Consider the following 19,078-nt stretch of genomic DNA (forward strand, 5'->3'; position numbering starts at 1 on the left):
ACTTGTATGCCGATATTTGTTTTGTTATTTGCGGTTCTTTTGTCGCTTACGGCGTGTGGTGACGATTCAAAAAGCTCCACCAAACCGGCTGAAGAAGATCAGGAGCTGAGTTCCGGCGGACATGCGAATTCCTCGAGCTCGTATAAAATCACGAGTGCTACGAGCGTTGTCGACAAGGATGCAATCGATATCAATGATGACAATCCTTCTCGGGGAACAGTCGAGGATACTTTGACGGGCAAGACCTACAAGACATTGACTCTCGGCATTTACACTTGGATTGATGAAAATATCGTTGACAAGGATATGTCGGTCAAGAGCACCTGCTATGCCTATGACGACAAGAATTGCCCTGTGTACGGGCGCCTTTACATGCAGAAAAATGCATCGGATATGTGTCCGAGCGGCTTCAAGCTCCCGACGGTGAGCGACTGGGAATATCGATTCGAACGAGCCTCGGATAACCCGTTGGTATACGGCGGCGTGTGCTACAAGCGCGATACCCTGGAATGCGAGGGCCTCAAGGATTCCGCGATGTACCTTGCCTATGGCGACAGTGCCGTATTGCTGACACACTCCGGCAACATAACGGGCCTGCGCAGTGCCGATAACGGATTCTATTCTCTGCGTTGCGTGAAGTACCGCAGCATTGTGTACAAGATGTATGAACTGCCCGATTGCGACGAAGACCGCTCCTACAATTATCCCTCGGTTTACGTGGTAGACAAGGATTCCAGCTATTCGTGCTATAGGGGAAAGTGGACGGACGCTAGCCGCAGCCATTCCTGCATGGCGGGCGAAGAAGGCCAAAAGTACCTGGTGAACGGGGTGGTCTATATTTGCAAGAACGGTACATGGAATATGGCGACCATTTTCGATACCGATACCGAGTGCGGTAAGGATAACCTGTACGAAGAATATGTCATGAACGGCGTGCGTTATGCGTGCGTTAAGGAAGGAATGGTTCGATTGGGCTTTCCTGAATCGGAATTTGGCCTTTGCCGCCCCGAGAATGACGGTAAGATTGCACGGACGGAAGACGTGGTCTATATTTGCGACGAAAAAAATTATTCGAAGGTAGTCCAGTTTATGTCTTCCGATTACGTATGTCGTAAAAGCTGGGGCTGGGATACGATGACTCCCCTGGAAAAGCAGGTGGGTGTTTGCAAAGAATCCATAGAAGATAAAGTGGTGCTGGATACTGTGACACTATACAAGTTTAAGTGTGTCGACGGATCTTGGCAAGAAGTGAAACTGAACGAAGCCCTAGGCGAATGTTCCTCCCAAAATTTAGGGGACTCGATTAGCTACGTGGGAAAAACTTACCTGTGCAAGACGACCGGCTGGAAAGAAGTCTCTGACATGGAAAGGAGAATTGGCCGCTATTGCACCGACAAGAACCTGGGTGAGATGACGGAATACAGCGATCCGACGCTCATTACGCCGAACGGCATTACGACCTATATCTGCAAGAATGAATCCAGCTATGGTTATAGATGGACCAATGCATCGACCATTGAACTGGAAGTCGGCTATTGCCCCCAGGACACTAGCTTTTTTGCCGAAGGCAAGACTTCTTATTATAAGTGCGATAAGGGTGCCTGGAAATCCGTTACGCAAAGCGAAGTTCTGGGAAAATGTACGTCTGCTACTGGAATAAAGCAAACGTACCTGGGCAAGGAATACATTTGCGATACGACAGCCAGTATCAGCTGGTTTAGGCTGACGTCGCTAGATTCTGCCTTGGGCGGGTATTGTCGAACAGCAATTTTGAATACGAGCGTGATTAACGATAACATCGTTTATGTGTGCCGAAAGGAATCTAAATATGAAAAAAGTTGGGTAGTCGGCACCATGCTCGATTATATGGGAAGGTGCGATAAGAATACTTACTTGCGCACATTCAATGGCTTGGACTCAAGTCAGTGTACCTGCTACTCTTCGAGTAAATGCTACTGGAGGGCTATTCTTCTTGACAGCTTGATTGATACACGCGAAAACAATACTTATGGTAGGTACGGCGTTGTCTCTTTGGGAACTCAAAAGTGGATGAATCGTGATTTGCATTATACGTCGGATTATGCGGCCGATTGGCAGGGGAGACAGGTGGTAAAATTCTCAGGAGATCTTGGAGATGATTTTTACTATAAGGGGAAAGATGTCCTTGAACATTTGTCGACTATTTGCCCTTCAGGAACGCATGTGCCTTCTAAGGCGGAATGGCAAACTCTGTTCGATTATGCCGAAAGCCTGAATCCTGGCCTCGGTGTACGCGTCTTGCTTGAATGGAATCCCGATGCCGATTCGCTCGATAGAGGCTACGATTTGTATGGAATGAATCTTAAACGTGCCGGGTATTTAAACTTTGTTTCGGCTCAAGACACAGAGTTTGGTTATGGTGACCAGATGGATCGTATACAATCCTATTACTGGGTTTCGGATGGTGAAACTTCTGATAGTACGGCAAATTTTTTGCTAATCGATAGCTCATTTAAAGTACATTATAATAAATACGGCTTGAAAAAGGACGCTTATCGAGTCCGTTGCATTCTGGATTAGGTTTTTTACAGAGGCTTAAGGAGGTCAATATGCCGATGATTTTTGCACTGCTCTTGGCTGCGTTCATCTCGCTGGTGGCATGCGGTGGCGATTCTAGCAGCTCTACGAAGCCTGCTGCCGAGGACGAAACGGAATCTAGCGAATCTGGCTCTCTGGCTAGGGACCGCTCCTCCAGCTCGTGGGCGATGTCGAGTGCGGTGACGGTTATCGATGCCGACGCCAAGGATGTCCGCAATACGGAACATAGCCACGATTCTGAAGTTGATTCTGCGACGGGAACCTCCTTTACGACACATTCCGTTGGAATTTACACCTGGACCGAGCAGAACATCAATGTGAAATCCTCTGTGGCAAGAAACACCTGCTACGCTTACGATGATTCCAATTGCAACCCGTACGGAAGACTGTATCTCTCGAGCAATGCCGAAAAGGTTTGCCCCACGGGTTACACCTTGCCGACTGTTTCAGACTGGAAAAACTTGCTGCAGGCGGAACTGACGAAGACGGACTACGCGGGCATTTGTACCAAACGCGATACCTTGGAATGTACAGGTATCGGTGATTCCGTACGTTACCTTGCCAGCGATGGCTATGCCGTGTTGATGGACCGCTCCGGCTTGTTTGAACGTCAGATGGTCCGAGACAATGAATTCTATTCGCTGCGCTGCATTCGTTATAGGAGCATTGTGGAACGCATGGCGGATTTGCCCGACTGTGAAGAGGACAGCGACAACAACTATGCCAGCATTTATGTAGTAGATCGTGATTCGAATTATTACTGTAGCAGTGGCAAGTGGTATTCTTCTAGCATCAAGAGAGCCTGCAGGGAACAGGAGACGGGGGACAAGTACTTGATCAAGGGCTACGTGTACATTTGCAAGAATGGTAGCTGGCAATTCACGACGATTGACGATGTGGATATCAAGTGTAACGATGACAACCGCTACGAAGAATACGTGGTAAACGACGTGCGTTACGCCTGTGGTGATAACGGCATGGTTAAACTGACGTACCCGGCGACAGAACTTGGCTTTTGTAGCCCGAAGGTCGAGGGCAAGATGGCCGAAATAGATTCCGCGACCGCCTATGTCTGCGAAGACTTCTTGTGGAGAAAGGCGGAACTGGAAGACTATTACGGAAAGTGCGATTCGGCTAAGACAAACCAAATTATATCTTACAAGAACTTAGGTTACATCTGTTACAATAAATCGTGGAGAAGAACGACCGCGATTGAAGACGAATTCGGCGCTTGTACACCGAAGTTGCAGGATTCGCTTCGTGAGACCAAGGACCATTATTATTATGAATGCTATTATGAAAATTGGCATAAGGCGGATAACAGCCTGGTCCTTGGAAATTGTACTAGTGAAAAGGAGGGCTTGAAAATCCTCATTGGAACGAACGAGTATGAGTGTGTCAACAATACGTGGAAACAACATGACAAAATGAGTAGGGAAATCGGTTTCTGCACCACGCAAAATGTGGGCGCAAAAGGGGTGTACCTCGATACGATTTACTATTGCGAAGCTGACCGCGGCTATGGTTGGCAAAAGGCGACGGAATTGGAAAAAACACTGGGATACTGCCGCAGGGATACCTCATTTGTCGTAGAAAATTCCGGAAAATTCTATAAATGTTCTGGCTCTTGGAAAGAGGCGGCACAGAGTGATGTCCTTGGGTCTTGTAATTCCGCTAAAGGCGAAAAAAAGATTTTTAATGGCAGGGAGTTCGTTTGCGATACGACGGCCCTGAAGAGTAATGGAGCCTGGTATGCCATGACGGCTCTTGATTCTGCCTTGGGCGATTACTGCAGAACGGCCATTTTGGGAAAAGCGGTGAAACACAGTGATACCATTTACGTGTGCCGTGTCGATAGCGAATCAAAGACCAAGAAAACTTGGACTATTGGAACATTTGAGGATTATAGAGGAAAGTGCGATAAGGACAACCTTGGACGTCGCGTGTTTAATGGCGTAGATACGGCAGTATGCATTTATAATTCATGTAGCACAGTTCGTGAAAGAACTTACGCCTATAATGGAAAAGATACGGAAATATGTGGCAAATACAATATAACGGGATATTTTTGGGAATCGATCGTGCGCGAAAGCATCACGGATAAGCGTGACGGAGCCGTGTATGGCGTGTTGACTTTTGGTACGCAAAAATGGTTGAACCGAGATCTGCAATATTGGACCACGAGCGCTTATGGAAGCGATGGATATAAAATGAGAGAGAACCCATATGTATTTGAGCCAGACATGTATCACTCGTTTTACTATGTGTGGAGTGATGCTCTGGGTGGTGCAAATATTTGCCCCGATGGGACTCGGATCCCGTCCAAAGCGGACTGGAAGACGCTTTTTGAATTTGCGGAGAGTTTGAATCCTGGCGAGGGTGTGGTTTCTTTACTTGATGATGATTGGCGAGTGAGTAGAACGGGGAAAGATTATTTTAACCTTGGTCTAAGAAGAAACGGCTTTATGGATATGGATTATTATCCGCTTGGTAACGACCCTTTGGTTGGTTCGGCTGATTATATGTCTCTTTATTATTGGACGACAGATGCGGGAAAGACAACGAGTACGGGAAGCGCTGTTTACGTCGATACGTTGCTCAATGTCAATTACCAAGTTGAAGCGCTGAAAGAAGACGCTTACACCATCCGTTGCATTGTAGGTAAGTAAACGCGGGTCGTCTCTTTTAATCTCTGATGTTTAAACTCTCGCGGACGCTGGCGGGCTGCTTGCCGAGCAACTTGTAGAGTTTGCAACGGAAAAGCGGGATGGCGGCGATGACTCCTGCCGTTACGATGGCGATGGATAAGTAGGCGATGCCGGGTTGGTTGAATGTGCTGCGGAAGAGCAGGCGCATCACGAGCAGAATGTACCAGTGGACCGCGAGAATCACGAGTGCGTTGCGCGAGATGTTTCGCAGGATTCCTTTGACTGTTCGGATGGGGGCGATGTTTGGAATCTTGTCGGCTGCGACAAAGGCGGTTACAAGGCCTGCGATGCCGAAGAAGGAACTCGCGATGAATATCGGGAGTGATTTTCCGAGGATGTTGTTCATGATGCTGAAATTCGGGTCGGGAACTTCGAAAGCGGCGTAGAGAATGAACGCCGTGAAGGATGTGGCGACCGCAAGACTCCAGGGAATGCCTTTTTTCCCTTTCCCACAGAGTGTGTTGCGAATGGGGTCCTTGCTCAGCCATCCGCAGGCGAAAAAGAATAGTACCGTCAAATCTCGCTCGATTCCGAGAGGCAAGCGAATGTGGTTCTTGTACAGGAACCAACCACCTGCGAGGCTTATGATTGCGAAGACTGCGATAAACAATTTGCTTACGCTCTCTGTCTTCTCGGCCTTCTTATTGTCATGCCGCACTTGATGCGGCATCTCCTTTCTCGTTTGCGAAAAAAAGTGAATTGCAACCCATTGCACTCCGTAAAACATGAGGCTCACTGAATACAGCGTGAACACGAACCACAGCGGCCCCGACCCAATGGAAGATTTCCCAGCTATGAAAATCTTTGCCAAGTTCCAGTAGATGTAATCCCAAACGCCAGCAATTTCGGGACGGATATTCATCACCGTCATGCGCGGCGCTTTCGGGAAAAGATCAAAGTTGTAAATTACCGGGTCTAGCGCCAAGAACAACAGCGAAAGCAGAATGTAGGGAATGAGCAAGACGCGGGTTTTGTGAACAAGGTAACTTTTGAAATCAGGAAAGCGCCTGGTGCTGAAAAGCATTCCCGAAATAAAGAAGAATGCCGACATGCGGAGCGCACTCAAATGAAGTGTGCCCATTTGCGCGTATGAGAAAGATTGCTCCACATGGTACAGGCATACGAGCAACAACACGAATCCCTTGAATTCGTCAATCCACCCGATTCGACCCATTAATACCAGCGCCTCTCATCGGCAATCGTCGTCATCGGTCCGTGTCCGGGGAATACGACGGTTTCTTTCGGGAGCGTGAGCAGTTTGCTCTTGATGCCTGTGACGAGCGCATGGTCATCGCCGCCGAACAAGTCGCTACGTCCGCGACTGCCCGCGAACATGATGTCGCCTGGGAACAGAAGCGGCGGCACATTCTTCTGTCCATTCACTTCGCCCGGGTTTTCGCAGTAAAACGCGATGCCGCCGGGGGAGTGCCCGGCCACATGAATCACCTGCAAGCGAATGCCGGGCACCTCGACGGCATCGCCCTCGGCAAGGTAGTTGCCGAGTCCGGGCGAAGGCTCTCGCATCGGGAGTCCGTACATCTGGCTCTGTTCTTCTTGCAAGTCCAAAAGGAATGCGTCTTCTTCGTGCGCTTCGGGCTGCACGCCGTACTTGTTGGCGATGAATGCGTTACCCAGCACATGATCCAAGTGCAGGTGCGTATTCAGGAGATGGCGCACGGTCAAACCGTTCTGCTCAATATAGCGGGCGAGGGCTTGTTCCTCTTGCTCGCTTCCGGCGCTCGGGTCAATCAGAATGGCGTCGCCGGCGTCGTTACTTAAAACGAAACCGTTCACACCAAAGGAATTGAAGACGAAGGGTTTGAGATTCATATCGTTAATATAAAAAAGAAGGCCCGCGGCATTTCGCGAACCTTCAGTGTTGTTAAACGTTCGGGCTTAACCCTTGATTTCCCAAGTCGTGCCTTCCTTGGAGTCCTTGATGACCACGTTCATGGCGGCGAGTTCGTCGCGGATGCGGTCACTTTCGGCCCAGTTCTTGTTGGCGCGGGCTTCCTTACGGGCGGCAATCAGCGCTTCGATCTTGGCGACATCCACGCCGTCGTTGGCACCCTTCTTGGCATATTCTTCACGAGGCTGGTCGAGCTTCAAACCAAAAATCTTGTCGAAGTCGGCCACGAGGGCAGCCTTTTCGCCGTCATCGATATCGCTCTTGAGCATCGTGTTCATGATACCGAGGGCGCGGGGCATGTTCAGGTCATCGCCGATGGCGTCCTTGAATTCATTCTGGAATGCCTTGGCAGCTTCGCTAGTGATTGCGGTTGCCTTACCGATCAGCGGGTCCGTCTTCTTGTGCAAGCTCTTCAGGCCTTCCTTGGCGCCTTCCAAAGCTTCCCACGTGAAGTTCAGGTAGTTGCGGTAGTGGCTGCCGATGGCGAAGAAACGGTAGTCGAGCGGGTTGAAGCCGCGGTCCATCAACAGGGAAACTGTCAGGAATTCGCCGCTGGACTTGCTCATCTTGCCGAATTTCTGTTCGGTGGTGCCGTCTTCCAGCTTTTCTTCGCTAGCGGTGCGCAGGAATTCGCCGTGCATCCAGAAACGGGCGAACTGTACGCCGTTGGCGCATTCGCTCTGGGCAATTTCGTTCGTGTGGTGCACGCGGATGTGGTCGGTGCCACCGCAGTGAATGTCGAGCGTCGGGCCGTTGTACTTCATGGCCATAGCGGAGCATTCAATGTGCCAGCCAGGGAAACCAACGCCCCACGGGCTGTCCCATTCCATGGCGCGCTTCTTGTCCTTCGGGCTGAACTTCCACAGGGCAAAGTCGGTGGCGTTCTTCTTTTCGCCCATGTCGATGCGGCTACCTTTGCGCAGGTTTTCCACGTCGAGGCGGGCAAAGTCGGCGTAGCGCGGAAACTTGAGGCTATCGAAGTAGATGCCGTCGGATGTGCGGTAGGTGTAACCCTTTTCTTCGAGGGTCTTCACCAGGTCAATCTGTTCCTGGATGTGCTGCGTGGCGGGAGTCCAGCGGGTCGGTTCCTGGATGTTGAGGCGGTGCCAGTCGGCCATGAAAGCGTCGGTATAGAACTTAGCGATATCCCACACGGACTTGCCTTCGCGGGCGGCGCCCTTTTCCATTTTGTCGTCGCCGGAGTCGGCGTCGCTGGTCAAGTGGCCCACGTCGGTGATGTTCACGATGTGGTTCACCTTGTAGCCGTAGTAGTTCAGCGTACGCACCAGAAAGTCTTCGAAAATGTAGGTGCGGAGGTTGCCAATGTGGGCGAAATGGTACACCGTCGGGCCGCAACAGTACATGCGCACGGCGGGAACGCCTTCAGGAAGTGTGAAAATCTCTTTCTTACGCGATGCAGTGTTGTAGAATTGAAGTGCCATTTTAAGCCTCCGGTTAGTTAATGCGGCGCAACTTGCGTCAACGCGGCCAAAGATAGTAAAAGCTGAATGCCGCGGCAAAACAATTTTTGTTTTGACATGGCTGAGGCGCCTATCTTGCACTCCGAAGGAGTGCCATTATAGAATTATTTTACAGGATTTTCTTTAGTCCGTCGATGTCGCGGAGCAGGATTCTGCCCCTCTTGATTTCGACGAGGCCCTTGGCGGCGAATTCCTGGAGCATGCGGGCTACCACTTCGCGGGCAGAATTCACGTCGCGGGCGATTTCTTCCTGCGTTTTCTTGATTTCGTCCTTGCCGCCGGTTTCGTAAGCCGAAATCAGGTAAGAGGCCAGACGCTGGTCGAACCTTTTGAAAAGCATGAGTTGAATGGCCCAAATGGTCTGCGAATAACGCTCGGTCTCTTTTTCGAAGACAAAAGCTTTCACGTGGACGTTCGAATCCATCAACTTGGCGCACAGCGATGCCGGAATCACCAATACGGTCGTGTCTTCTTCGGCGGTGACCAAGGTCTCAAAGGTCAGCTGGTGGATCACGCAGGATGCCGTCGACACACAAAACTCGTTGGCGTGGGCGCGGTACAGGGTGATTTCACGACCTTCGTCAGAAATGAGCCCTACGCGAATTCCTCCGCTCAGAATAAAGATGATCCCGAGGCAAGAGGTCTTGCTGTTGTGAATCATCTGGTTCTTGCCGAAGCGCTTTGTAACGCAACGGTCCGAAACCATCGCCTTTTCTTCGGGCGAAAGATTCTGCCAAAAGGGCAGATTCGGAAGGAAGTGACTGAATGGACCTAAGCTCATAAAAGATGCACCTTCCTTGCAATATACAAAAAAGGTGCATCGCCTTAAGGAGGACAGCTTATAGGATCAAGTGTTTAGTTGAACATGTTTACAATCTGGTCTTTCGGGCGAACCCCGACTACGGAGTTGACGATTTTACCTTCCTTGATGACCACGAGCGTAGGGATGCTCATGACGCCAAAGAAAGACGCCAGTTCACCCTGTTCGTCCACGTTTACCTTGCAAACCTTCACCTTGTCGCCATGTTCTTCGGCGATTTCGGAGATGGTGGGCGAAAGCATGCGGCAGGGCCCGCACCAGGGTGCCCAAAAGTCAATCAGAACAGGCTTGTCGGAGTTCATGACTTCTGCTTCAAAGTTGCTCTTGGTGATGTTCATTTCGGTCATTTTTTACCTCTCTTTGTTTTTATTCTTGTTTACACCTATATTTTACCTAATGTGCGCCCGCTTATCTGTGACTAGGTCACATTACCCGAAAAATTTTCTAAATTCGGCGCCATGATTTTTTCCGAGATCATTAAGGAATCTTACGAACCGAGGGAATATCCGGCGCTGGCCCAGCTTTCGGATGAATGGCTGCAGACGCGCCCGTTTTGGGGATGTAAGGTCTTGGTGGCGACACCGATTTTCAGGAATACGCTGGTAGAATACCGCGCGCTGATGGCTGGCGGGGCAGACCTGTATGTGGGTTATTCCGTTGGATCGTCGGGGGCGGCCATGCCTTGCGACAAGAAAATCGTCGAATTGATCAAGGAAAAAGAAATCCCCGTGGTGACTGACGAAGACATCAAGAGCGGTAAAGTCGCCGATGACTTTGACCTGGTTCTAGATTGTGCCGGTCAGTTTGCTTTTTGCCACCCGAAAAAGGGCTTTGTGGAACTCACCCGCAGTGGAGTACAGTTCTATACGAATTCGGAACACCCGGTGTATGTCGCCGATAGCGGAATCGTCAAACGCATCGAAACCGTGCTCGGTACAGGCGATGGCTATTTCCGCGCGCTGGAATCGCTTGGCCATACCGATTTGGAACAAAAGTCCCTGGTCGTTTTTGGTAGCGGCAAGGTTGGTTGCGGTATTGCTTTGCACGGTGTGCGCCGCGGCATGAATGTCTGCACCATCACCAACACCCGTAACGAAGATTCCAACTCGAATTTCAGCAGAGTCCTGTTGAACAACGAAGTGCAAATCGAGGATTACCTGGACGACGATAGGGTGGCTGACGTGATCGCCCACGCTGATTTTGTGGTGACTGCGACGGGACGCAAGAATGCGTTGACCTTATCTGCCGTGTCGGCGATAATTTCAAACGTCAAGGCGGTGGTCGCGAATATGGGTGTCGAAGACGAATTCGGTGAACTTGTTCCCGATACAAGAGTTCTGAACAGAAAGTCTCCCCTGAATTTTGTGCTGGATGAACCTACGCACCTCAAGTATATCGATACAAGTCTCGCGCTGCATGCGGCCTTGGGTGAACGCCTGCTGCAAGAATGCGCCGAAGAGGTTTGCCCCTTCAAGGGCGTGCAGGACCCGCCCAGCGAAATCGAACAACGTTTGTTGGTAACGACTATCCAGAACGGGGCGATTGGCCCTGAAATCTGCGACATGATGCGCTAATCGCAGTGCAGAAGCGGGCTGTATGCTTGCATTCTATGTAAAAAGTTCAACCTTTGTAAATAAATTCTTGCTTTTTTTGCTTTTTTAAGGTATAATTGCAAAAGAAAGTAAACAAACGAGGTTGTATGAATCTGAAGAAAACATTTGCAATGGCTCTCGTGTCGGCTGCTTTCGCCATGGCACAAGAAGCTGCCCCTGCAGCAGCCCCTGCCCAACAGGCCGCTCCTGCTGAAACCGCTCCGGCTGCAGAAGCCCAGCCTGCAGCAGCACCTGCCGCTGAAGCCCAAGCTCCTACAGAAGCTGCCGCTCCTGTTGCCGAAGGCGCTCCTGCTGCAGAACAACCTGTTGCCGAATCTGCTGTTCCGGCCGAAGAGTTCAAGCCTGTCGCTGAACCTGTTCCTCAGCCGGCACAAGAACCCGCCCCTGCTGCCCCCGCAGAAACCGCGAAGCCTGCAGAACCCGAACAGGTTGCTGCTTCGTCTGATGCCCCCCAGGGTCCGCAAGGTGCTCCCGAAGGCGTGCGCATGGGCCCGCCCAAAACGCCTTTTACCGTCATTCACGGAAGCGCTTACAATACTGTCTTGAACGAAGCCGCTGGCGACAACGTCGACCTTCTTTTGGACCGTCGCTTGACCAAGTTCTACGGACAGAAGTTCTTCTATATTGAACCCGCTGGCGAACGCGGTGTTGTTTCGCTCGGAAACTTCTTTGGCGCCATGGATATCTCGGGCGATGTGGGCCGTGCAACCCTCGGTTACACCAACGGTAGTTTCGGTGCCGAAATCCGTGCCGGTGTCGGCAAACGCTACTTCGACAACGACAACGTCGAACAGAAGGTTTCATATAACGGAAATGACTTCGGTGTTACTTTGTCTCAAATGCTCGGCGGCTATGTCGTCACCTTGGGCGGCGACTGGATAACCGTTGCCGAAGAAACCGACACGGATCCTAAGGCTCCGCGTGCGCCTACCACCGAAGAACGCTATCGCGATCTTACCGCGACCCTCGTGGTTACCGATGGCCCGTCTGCCCGTAAGCATTTCTGGTCTGCCGGTGTGAACTTTACCCGCCACATCAATGAAATGGAAGTGGCTGGTTCCCTCAAGAACGAAAATCCGGACTCCTATATCGGTGTCGTTCCGTTCTTCAACTACGGTACTCCCGCACTCCAGTCGGAACATGCAAGACTCTTGCTCGGCTTGAACGCTGCGGTTCCTACCATTATCCAGGATGAATACATTGTCCGCGACACCACCAGCGGGGCATCCGCCAAAAAGAACATGACCCATGTGGGTCTTGCGCTTACGCCGAACGTGGTGGGCGAAGTTCTTCTGGGTGAATCGGTCATGCTCTTTGGTGAAGCCGCTTACCAGTGGGAAGCCGTGTCTTACACCAAGGGTGAAAACATGGAATCCGGCGACTACAAGGTGCTCGAAAGCGTGGCCGATAAGGTTCAGGCGACAGTCGGTTTCCGTTACCAGTACAAGGACTGGGCTGCCTGCGAATTTGCCTTCGGTGACAAGTTCTTTACCGACACCAAGTCCATCTTCAATGGTGAAGGCGTGTTCGTAAGTTTCGGCGGCTTCATCTACTTCTAGTCGGTGCCTCCTTTTTCGGACCTTAATGGTCCAAATGGAGTATGTTTTTATGAAAAAGGTAACCTCGTTCGGGGTGCCTTTTTTCTATTTTTCAGCCCACTATGGCAAAAATTCTCTTTAAAAAACAAATGTCTTCCGCGGTCTACATGTTCCGCGTCGAGGCCCCGCTGATCGCTCAAGAGCGTAAGGCCGGCCAGTTTATCATCCTCCAGACGAATAAGGACAACGGCGAACGCGTGCCTCTCACCATCGCCGATGCCGACACGACTGAAGGCTCTATCACCCTGATTTTCCAGACGGTTGGCAAGACCACCACCGAACTTTCCAAGTTCGAAGTCGGTGACGATATTCCCGTGCTCGTGGGCCCGCTCGGCTCTCCGACCCACATCGAGAATTTTGGCCACGTGGTTTGCGTGTGCGGTGGCGTGGGTATCGCCCCGATGCACCCGATCGTTCAGGCCCTCAAGGCTGCAGGCAACAAGGTCACCATCATCATGGGTGCCCGTAACGAAAGCCTGTTCCTCATGAAGGACGAAATGACCGCTCTCGCCGACAACATCATCTTCATGACCGACGACGGTTCTTATGGCCGCAAGGGTCTCGTGACCGAACCGCTGAAGGAACTCTGCGAAGACACCAAGGGCAAGCCCGACATGGTGATCGCTATCGGTCCTCCGATCATGATGAAGTTCTGCGCCCTCACCACCAAGCCCTACGGCGTGAAGACCGTGGTGAGCCTCAACAGCATCATGGTGGACGGAACCGGCATGTGCGGTGGCTGCCGCGTGACTATCGGTGGCAAGACCAAGTTCGTCTGCGTCGACGGTCCGGAATTCGACGGTCACGAAGTCGACTGGAACAACATGCTCCAGCGTATGGGCGCCTTCAAGCCCCAGGAACAGGAATCTCTGCACCGCTTCGGTGCAAACGATGGCCACAAGTGCAACATTGACAAGATGGCTGACGCAAAGGCCAAGGAGAGCAAGTAATGTCTGAACATTTGACTCGTGAACAGTTGGACGCCGCCGCCAAGGTGGAACTTGAAAAGATTAACGCCCTCCCGAAGCCGCTCAAGCCCAAGGACAAGACTGCCATTCCGGCTCAGCCGATGCCGCAGCTTGAACCCAGCTACCGCGCACGCGTGATGGAAGAAGTGGCTCAGGGTTACACCGAAGCCCAGGCTATCGTGGAAGCTAACCGCTGCCTCGCTTGTAAGAACCAGCCTTGCGTCGAAAGCTGCCCGGTGCACATCGACATTCCGGCCTTCATCGCGAAGATCGCCGAAGGTGACTTCAAGGCCGCTATCGCCAAGATTAAGGAAACCAGCTTGCTCCCGGCAATCTGCGGCCGTGTTTGCCCGCAGGAACGCCAGTGCCAGATGAACTGCACCATGGGCAAGATGCACAAGGACGTGAACCAGGCTGTGGCAATCGGCCGCCTGGAACGCTTTGCTGCTGACTACGAACGCAACAACGGTGGTGCCTCTGTGCCGGCCGTGAAGCCCGCTACCGGCAAGAAGGTGGCCGTGATCGGTTCCGGTCCTGCCGGCCTGGTTGTCGCTGCTGACGTTCGCCGCGAAGGCCACGATGTGACCATCTTCGAAGCTTTCCACAAGCTCGGTGGTGTGGTCCGCTACGGTATTCCTGAATTCCGTCTTCCGAAGAAGATCGTGGACAACGAAATTGAATCCCTTGCTGCCATGGGCGTGAAGTTCGAGACAAATTTTGTCATCGGCCGTACCCGTAAGCTCAAGGACTTGATTGAAAAGGATGGCTTCGATGCCGTGTTCGTCGGTACCGGTGCTGGCCTCCCGCTCTTCATGAACATCGAAGGTGAAAACCTGGTCGGTGTGTTCGCCGCTAACGAATACCTGACCCGCGCAAACCTCATGCGCGCCTATGACAAGGAACATGCCGATACTCCGATGTGGCCCGGTAAGAACGTGGTCGTTCTCGGTGGTGGTAACGTCGCTATGGACGCTGCCCGTATGGCTCTCCGTCTCGGTGCCGAAAAGGTCCGCATCATTTACCGCCGCAGCATGAACGAACTCCCGGCCCGTAAGGAAGAAGTTCTCCATGCCCAGGAAGAGGGTGTCGAATTCTGCGTTCTGCAGAACCCGGCCAAGATCCTTGGCGACGAAGCCGGCCACGTGCGCGGCATGCTCGTCGACAAGTACGAACTCGGCGAACCCGACGAAAAGGGCCGTCCGCGTCCGGTCAAGGTCGAAGGTGCAAGCTTCGAAATCGAATGCGACACCGTGCTCGTTGCTATCGGTAACGGTTCCAACCCGCTTATCAGCAACACCACTCCGGAACTCTCCGTCGACAAGAAGGGTCACATCCTTCTCGAAGATGCAACCGCCAACAAGACCTTTATGGAAAAGGTCTACGCCGGTGGCGACATCGTGCTCGGCGCTGCAACCGTGATCCTCGCTATGGGCGAAGGTCGTCGTGCTGCTGCGGGCATCAACGAGTTCTTGAAAAAGTAACCGTTGCGATACGGCGTCTCCCCATAGAGGATAACTCCACTAAGGGGCGATGCCCCAAGTGTCGTATAGCTCGCCCCCTCACATACTAGTTGTACGCTACGGGGGCTCGGCTCCTGGTCTCGCTAGGTTCCTTTTCCAATAACGGAAAAAGACTTCTAGCTTTGGCTGAAAACAACCCCGACTCGCAAGAGCCGGGGTGTTTTTTTTATTGATTATTTGTTTTGTTTACCACTTAAAGCCGAGACGAGTATAAACTTTATTGTCGTCTCCAAATGTCCATTCGAGTGCGAAACTTGTAAAGCGACCTTCGTATCCTAAAATCGGGGTGAAAGAATACTGCATTTTTGCACCTCGCAAGAAATGCTTGTGAACATTGGCGTGATTAGATGGATTGGGGTCGTTTAAGTCGCTGCCTGTGTCAGTGCCTTTCCAGAACCAACGCTGATGCATGCCCATTGTCCATTGCTGGTCGAATCTTGAATAAAGTAACCAATCAATAATTTGGCTGTTTGGACCGCCTTGATTTCCAAGAGGTACTTCCAGATGCGCTAATTGAGCCGAGTTGCTATTGAAATGTGTATAGACATATGGTTCAATGCGGGAATATTCTGCGAGTGTGCCGAGTTCCAGTTGGTGTGCTTTGAAGTCTAAATTGTGTGCGATTTGTGCGCCAATCATCCAGGCCCACTTAGACTGTACATCTTCATTTTGAATGAGTTCTACGGGACTTTGCAAATCGTCTAGGAAAAATTCTGTATATAAACGCGCACAATTCAAAAGTCGATAGTTTATATCGAAAGAAATTGCCCCGTTGTTGGAACTTTCTGTGTAGTTTCCTTTTTCCATAAATAGAGGAATGATTGGTACAAAAAGCCAGATGTCATTGTCATCGTAAACAACTTGTAGTTCGCTAGCACCAACAATAAGGTTCCCGAAATTTAATTCATAGCGGTGCCCGTATAGATTTCTTGCGTTTTTGTTTTCTTCGTTTACATTGCCTTTGAAGATGCGTAAATCACCATAGACGGAAACGACGGTCAATGGTCCCGCCTGTAAGTCTAGGGACATTGAGTTGAATGGCAATGAAAATTGGTTCAATGCGAGGTTGTTGTAATAGCCTGGCCCCCAATGCATCACGTCACGGCCAACGTCAAATCGGGCAAACCCCATGTTGAGAGACATATGGCCTCGGTAACGAGCGTAACTGGTGTATTCAATACCATCATTGCTTTCTTCGCTTTGGAGATCGATGTATTCTCCATCGAAAGATTGTGGATTTTGAGAAGAATGACCCTCGGAGTATATTCGTGCGTCTAGAACGAATTCGAGTGAGTCAACATAGCCTCGCATATAGAGGCCTCCGTCGATTCCGGGCCAAATCGTGTCTCCAAGCGATTCTCCCCCTCGATAATCTATGCCGCCGACGGGACTTGTTGCGAAGAATACTCTGCTGGATTCATATTTTAGCAAAGCGTCCTTTTCTCGTTGTTCCGCGTTTGCTCGCCAAGCGGAATCTCGTTGTGGATAATGAAACGCCTGGTTTGAAGATGTTGTTGTCAGTCGATGAAACTCGAACAGCATCGGTGCGGTCTCTAATAGTTTTAGATTATACCGCTCTGGCGAAAAAATCGGACTTGCAAAGGCTATAGCCTGAAGTAGTAAAAATGGGATGAATCGCTTCATAAATAAAATTGAGGTGTTTTTTATAAAAATACCTCTTTTAAAGAGGGCTTAAACCGCCCCCTTTAGTCCCGAACTACATTTTTACACATTTTCAATACTTTTCTGATTTCGTTCTTTCTAAGTTGTCCTTATATATGTAAATTGTTGAATAGATTATAAATTGGGTAATTATGCATTTTAACTCGTTCATTATCTTTGGCGGTTGCGGTTTTATCGGAACTCACACGGCGCATTTGCTCCGCGAAAAATATCCTGATGCAAAGATTTATATTGCAGACCTTCTTGCAGATGGGTCTGAATATTCTCAAAGGATCGATGTTCGTAACCCTATCGATATGCAGGGCGAGTTTGACAAGGAAACCCTCATTTTTAATTTTGCGGCGATACATCGCACTCCTGGGCATCCGGATTATGCCTATTTTGAAACTAATATTCGTGGGGCTGAGAATGTCTGCAATTTTGCTCGTAAGCATGGCATAGAAAATATTGTGTTTACCAGTAGTATTGCCCCTTATGGCGCTGCAGAAGATCTGAAAACGGAAGAAACTTTGCCGACTCCGAATACACCGTATGGCATTAGTAAACTTGTGGCGGAAAAAATCCATCGTGAGTGGGCTGCCGAAGATGCTAGTCGTAAATTGTCTATAGTGCGTCCGGGAATTGTATTCGGCACTGGTGAGAACGGCAATATGACTCGCCTCTATAAAGGACTGAAGAGCCGTAAGTTTGCTTATGCTGGCCGCAAAGATACAATCAAGGCTTGCATCTATGTGAAAGACCTGGTTCGTGTAATGCTTGCTATGGCCGAAAACGAAAATGCGGATCGTATTCAGTTGCATAATTGTTGTTATTATCCTTCGTTTACCATTGAACAAATTGCCAACACCATGCTTAAAGCAACAGGCATGAAACGTTGGATTCCCTTTATTCCACATAAACCGATGATGGCGGCTGCTACCGTTTGTGGTGTACTTGGCGGACTTGGCCTTGGTATTTGCCCTGCCCGTGTGAAGAAACTGATGATTAGCACGAATATTGACGGGCAGAAACTTGCGAAAAATTATCCATTGACCTATACTCTTGAAGAAGCTTTCAAAGACTGGTATAAGGACTGCGATGGAAAGGAGCTGGTGTAAGTGAAGATTGCGATTGCTCATGAATGGCTGACTAATATGGCTGGTTCGGAAGCCTGTGTTTTGAATTTCTGTCGTGTTTTTAAAGACGCTCCTATTTTCACGACTGTTTTTGCTCCTGAATTCATTGATTCTGAAATTAAGTCGCATAAAATAATTACGAGTTTTTTGCAATTTGGAAGAAAAAGTGTAACGGGACACCAGAAATATTTTCCCTTAATGCCTCTAGCTTGTAATTTGTTGGACGCAAAAAAATATGATGTTATTCTTTCTAGTAGTCACTGCTGCATTAAGGGGATAAGAAAGGGAAGAAATACAGTTCATATTTCGTATTGCCATACGCCAATGCGTTATGCATGGGTTTATGAAGAAGAATATTGTAAAAATATGAAGCCGCTAAAGCGTTTTCTCGTTAAAATGCTTTTGACGTATATGCGCTGGTGGGACTTTAGACAAGTGAAGAATGTGGATTATTTTATAGCCAATTCTAATCTTGTGAAAGATCGCATCAAAAAATATTATAAACGTGATGCTGTTGTGATTCCTCCCCCTGTTCGCTGTTCTCGTTTTTCTGTATCGGAAAGAATCGGCGATTATTATTTGGCGTTTTCTAGGCTTGTTCCTTATAAACGATTTGATTTGGCTGTTGAAGCGTGTTCAAAAATCGGGAAAAAGTTGATTGTTATCGGAGATGGTCCGGAGAAAGAGCGTCTTGAAAGAATGGCTGCACCTTGTGTGACGTTCTTAGGGTATCAAGACGATGAAACTGTGAATAAGTATGTTGCTGAATGCAAGGCACTTTTGTTCCCTGGCGAAGAAGATTTTGGAATTGTACCTGTAGAGGTGATGGCTGCTGGCCGACCGGTAATTGCTTATGGGAAGGGCGGTGTACTCGATTCTGTCGTGGACGGAAAAACTGGCGTGTTCTTTAAGGAACAGACTGCTGAGTCTATGATAGAGGCGATTGAACGCTTTGAATCAATGCAATTTGATTCAAAAGAAATTCGAAAACATGCTTTGACATTTGATGAAAGTGTTTTTTGTGAACGAATAAAGGCTTTTGTTTGTAACGCTGTAAAAAAGAATGGATGATTGGTTGCTAATCTT

General features: G+C 49.8%; 14 protein-coding genes. 8 read left to right on the top strand and 6 right to left on the bottom strand.

Annotation, left to right across the window (positions count from 1 at the left end):
- The first annotated feature begins 6 nt into the window (after window positions 1-6).
- Together QZN53_RS08800 and QZN53_RS08805 are read left to right on the top strand one after the other, a co-directional pair.
- On the top strand, window positions 7-2,559 hold the full coding sequence (locus tag QZN53_RS08800; RefSeq protein ID WP_163438638.1) for an FISUMP domain-containing protein: 2,553 nt from the start codon (window positions 7-9) through the stop codon (window positions 2,557-2,559).
- 29 nt (window positions 2,560-2,588) lie between these two features.
- A complete protein-coding gene (locus tag QZN53_RS08805; protein ID WP_163438639.1) occupies window positions 2,589-5,246 on the top strand; it encodes an FISUMP domain-containing protein in 2,658 nt (885 codons plus the stop codon).
- Between the two features lie 16 nt (window positions 5,247-5,262).
- Here QZN53_RS08805 and QZN53_RS08810 read toward each other — a convergent pair whose 3' ends face one another.
- From QZN53_RS08810 to trxA, 5 genes are all read right to left on the bottom strand, one after another.
- Complete coding sequence (locus QZN53_RS08810) at window positions 5,263-6,459, bottom strand: acyltransferase (RefSeq protein WP_163438640.1); 1,197 nt, start codon at window positions 6,457-6,459, stop codon at window positions 5,263-5,265.
- A complete protein-coding gene (locus tag QZN53_RS08815) occupies window positions 6,459-7,115 on the bottom strand; it encodes an MBL fold metallo-hydrolase (protein WP_163438641.1) in 657 nt (218 codons plus the stop codon). Before QZN53_RS08815 ends, QZN53_RS08810 begins: the two co-directional genes overlap by 1 nt.
- A gap of 66 nt (window positions 7,116-7,181) precedes the next feature.
- Window positions 7,182-8,636, bottom strand: a complete 1,455-nt coding sequence (gene cysS, locus QZN53_RS08820; RefSeq protein ID WP_163438642.1) for a cysteine--tRNA ligase — start codon at window positions 8,634-8,636, stop codon at window positions 7,182-7,184.
- Between the two features lie 148 nt (window positions 8,637-8,784).
- The gene (locus QZN53_RS08825; RefSeq protein ID WP_163438643.1) at window positions 8,785-9,456 is read right to left on the bottom strand and encodes a Crp/Fnr family transcriptional regulator; all 672 of its coding nucleotides are present in this window, start codon (window positions 9,454-9,456) and stop codon (window positions 8,785-8,787) included.
- A gap of 74 nt (window positions 9,457-9,530) precedes the next feature.
- The gene (gene trxA / locus QZN53_RS08830; protein ID WP_163438644.1) at window positions 9,531-9,842 is read right to left on the bottom strand and encodes a thioredoxin; all 312 of its coding nucleotides are present in this window, start codon (window positions 9,840-9,842) and stop codon (window positions 9,531-9,533) included.
- A 111-nt stretch (window positions 9,843-9,953) separates the two neighbouring features.
- On the opposite strand from trxA, the gene QZN53_RS08835 reads away from it, so the two are divergent.
- The 4 genes from QZN53_RS08835 to gltA all read left to right on the top strand — a co-directional run bounded on the left by QZN53_RS08835 (window position 9,954) and on the right by gltA (window position 15,155).
- Window positions 9,954-11,069, top strand: a complete 1,116-nt coding sequence (locus QZN53_RS08835) for an adenosylhomocysteinase (protein ID WP_163438645.1) — start codon at window positions 9,954-9,956, stop codon at window positions 11,067-11,069.
- 125 nt (window positions 11,070-11,194) lie between these two features.
- Window positions 11,195-12,667: a hypothetical protein gene (locus tag QZN53_RS08840; RefSeq protein WP_205428132.1), complete on the top strand. Its 1,473-nt coding sequence runs from the start codon at window positions 11,195-11,197 to the stop codon at window positions 12,665-12,667.
- A gap of 101 nt (window positions 12,668-12,768) precedes the next feature.
- Entirely contained in the window at window positions 12,769-13,656 is an 888-nt protein-coding gene (locus QZN53_RS08845) for a sulfide/dihydroorotate dehydrogenase-like FAD/NAD-binding protein (RefSeq protein ID WP_072801142.1), read from the top strand.
- A complete protein-coding gene (gene gltA, locus QZN53_RS08850; RefSeq protein ID WP_163438646.1) occupies window positions 13,656-15,155 on the top strand; it encodes an NADPH-dependent glutamate synthase in 1,500 nt (499 codons plus the stop codon). The genes QZN53_RS08845 and gltA overlap by 1 nt, the downstream gene beginning before the upstream one ends.
- A 225-nt stretch (window positions 15,156-15,380) precedes the next feature.
- Here gltA and QZN53_RS08855 read toward each other — a convergent pair whose 3' ends face one another.
- Window positions 15,381-16,838 (bottom strand): hypothetical protein, encoded by a 1,458-nt coding sequence (locus QZN53_RS08855; protein ID WP_163438647.1) that lies wholly within the window; start codon window positions 16,836-16,838, stop codon window positions 15,381-15,383.
- Between the two features lie 170 nt (window positions 16,839-17,008).
- Here QZN53_RS08855 and QZN53_RS08860 point away from each other — a divergent pair, with 170 nt between their 5' ends.
- Both QZN53_RS08860 and QZN53_RS08865 read left to right on the top strand, forming a co-directional pair.
- The gene (locus QZN53_RS08860; RefSeq protein WP_163438648.1) at window positions 17,009-17,974 is read left to right on the top strand and encodes an NAD(P)-dependent oxidoreductase; all 966 of its coding nucleotides are present in this window, start codon (window positions 17,009-17,011) and stop codon (window positions 17,972-17,974) included.
- Window positions 17,975-19,063, top strand: a complete 1,089-nt coding sequence (locus QZN53_RS08865) for a glycosyltransferase (RefSeq protein ID WP_163438649.1) — start codon at window positions 17,975-17,977, stop codon at window positions 19,061-19,063.
- Window positions 19,064-19,078 lie beyond the last annotated feature (15 nt).

Origin of the sequence: uncultured Fibrobacter sp. (assembly GCF_900316465.1) — a bacterium.
In the GTDB taxonomy this organism is placed as follows: domain Bacteria; phylum Fibrobacterota; class Fibrobacteria; order Fibrobacterales; family Fibrobacteraceae; genus Fibrobacter.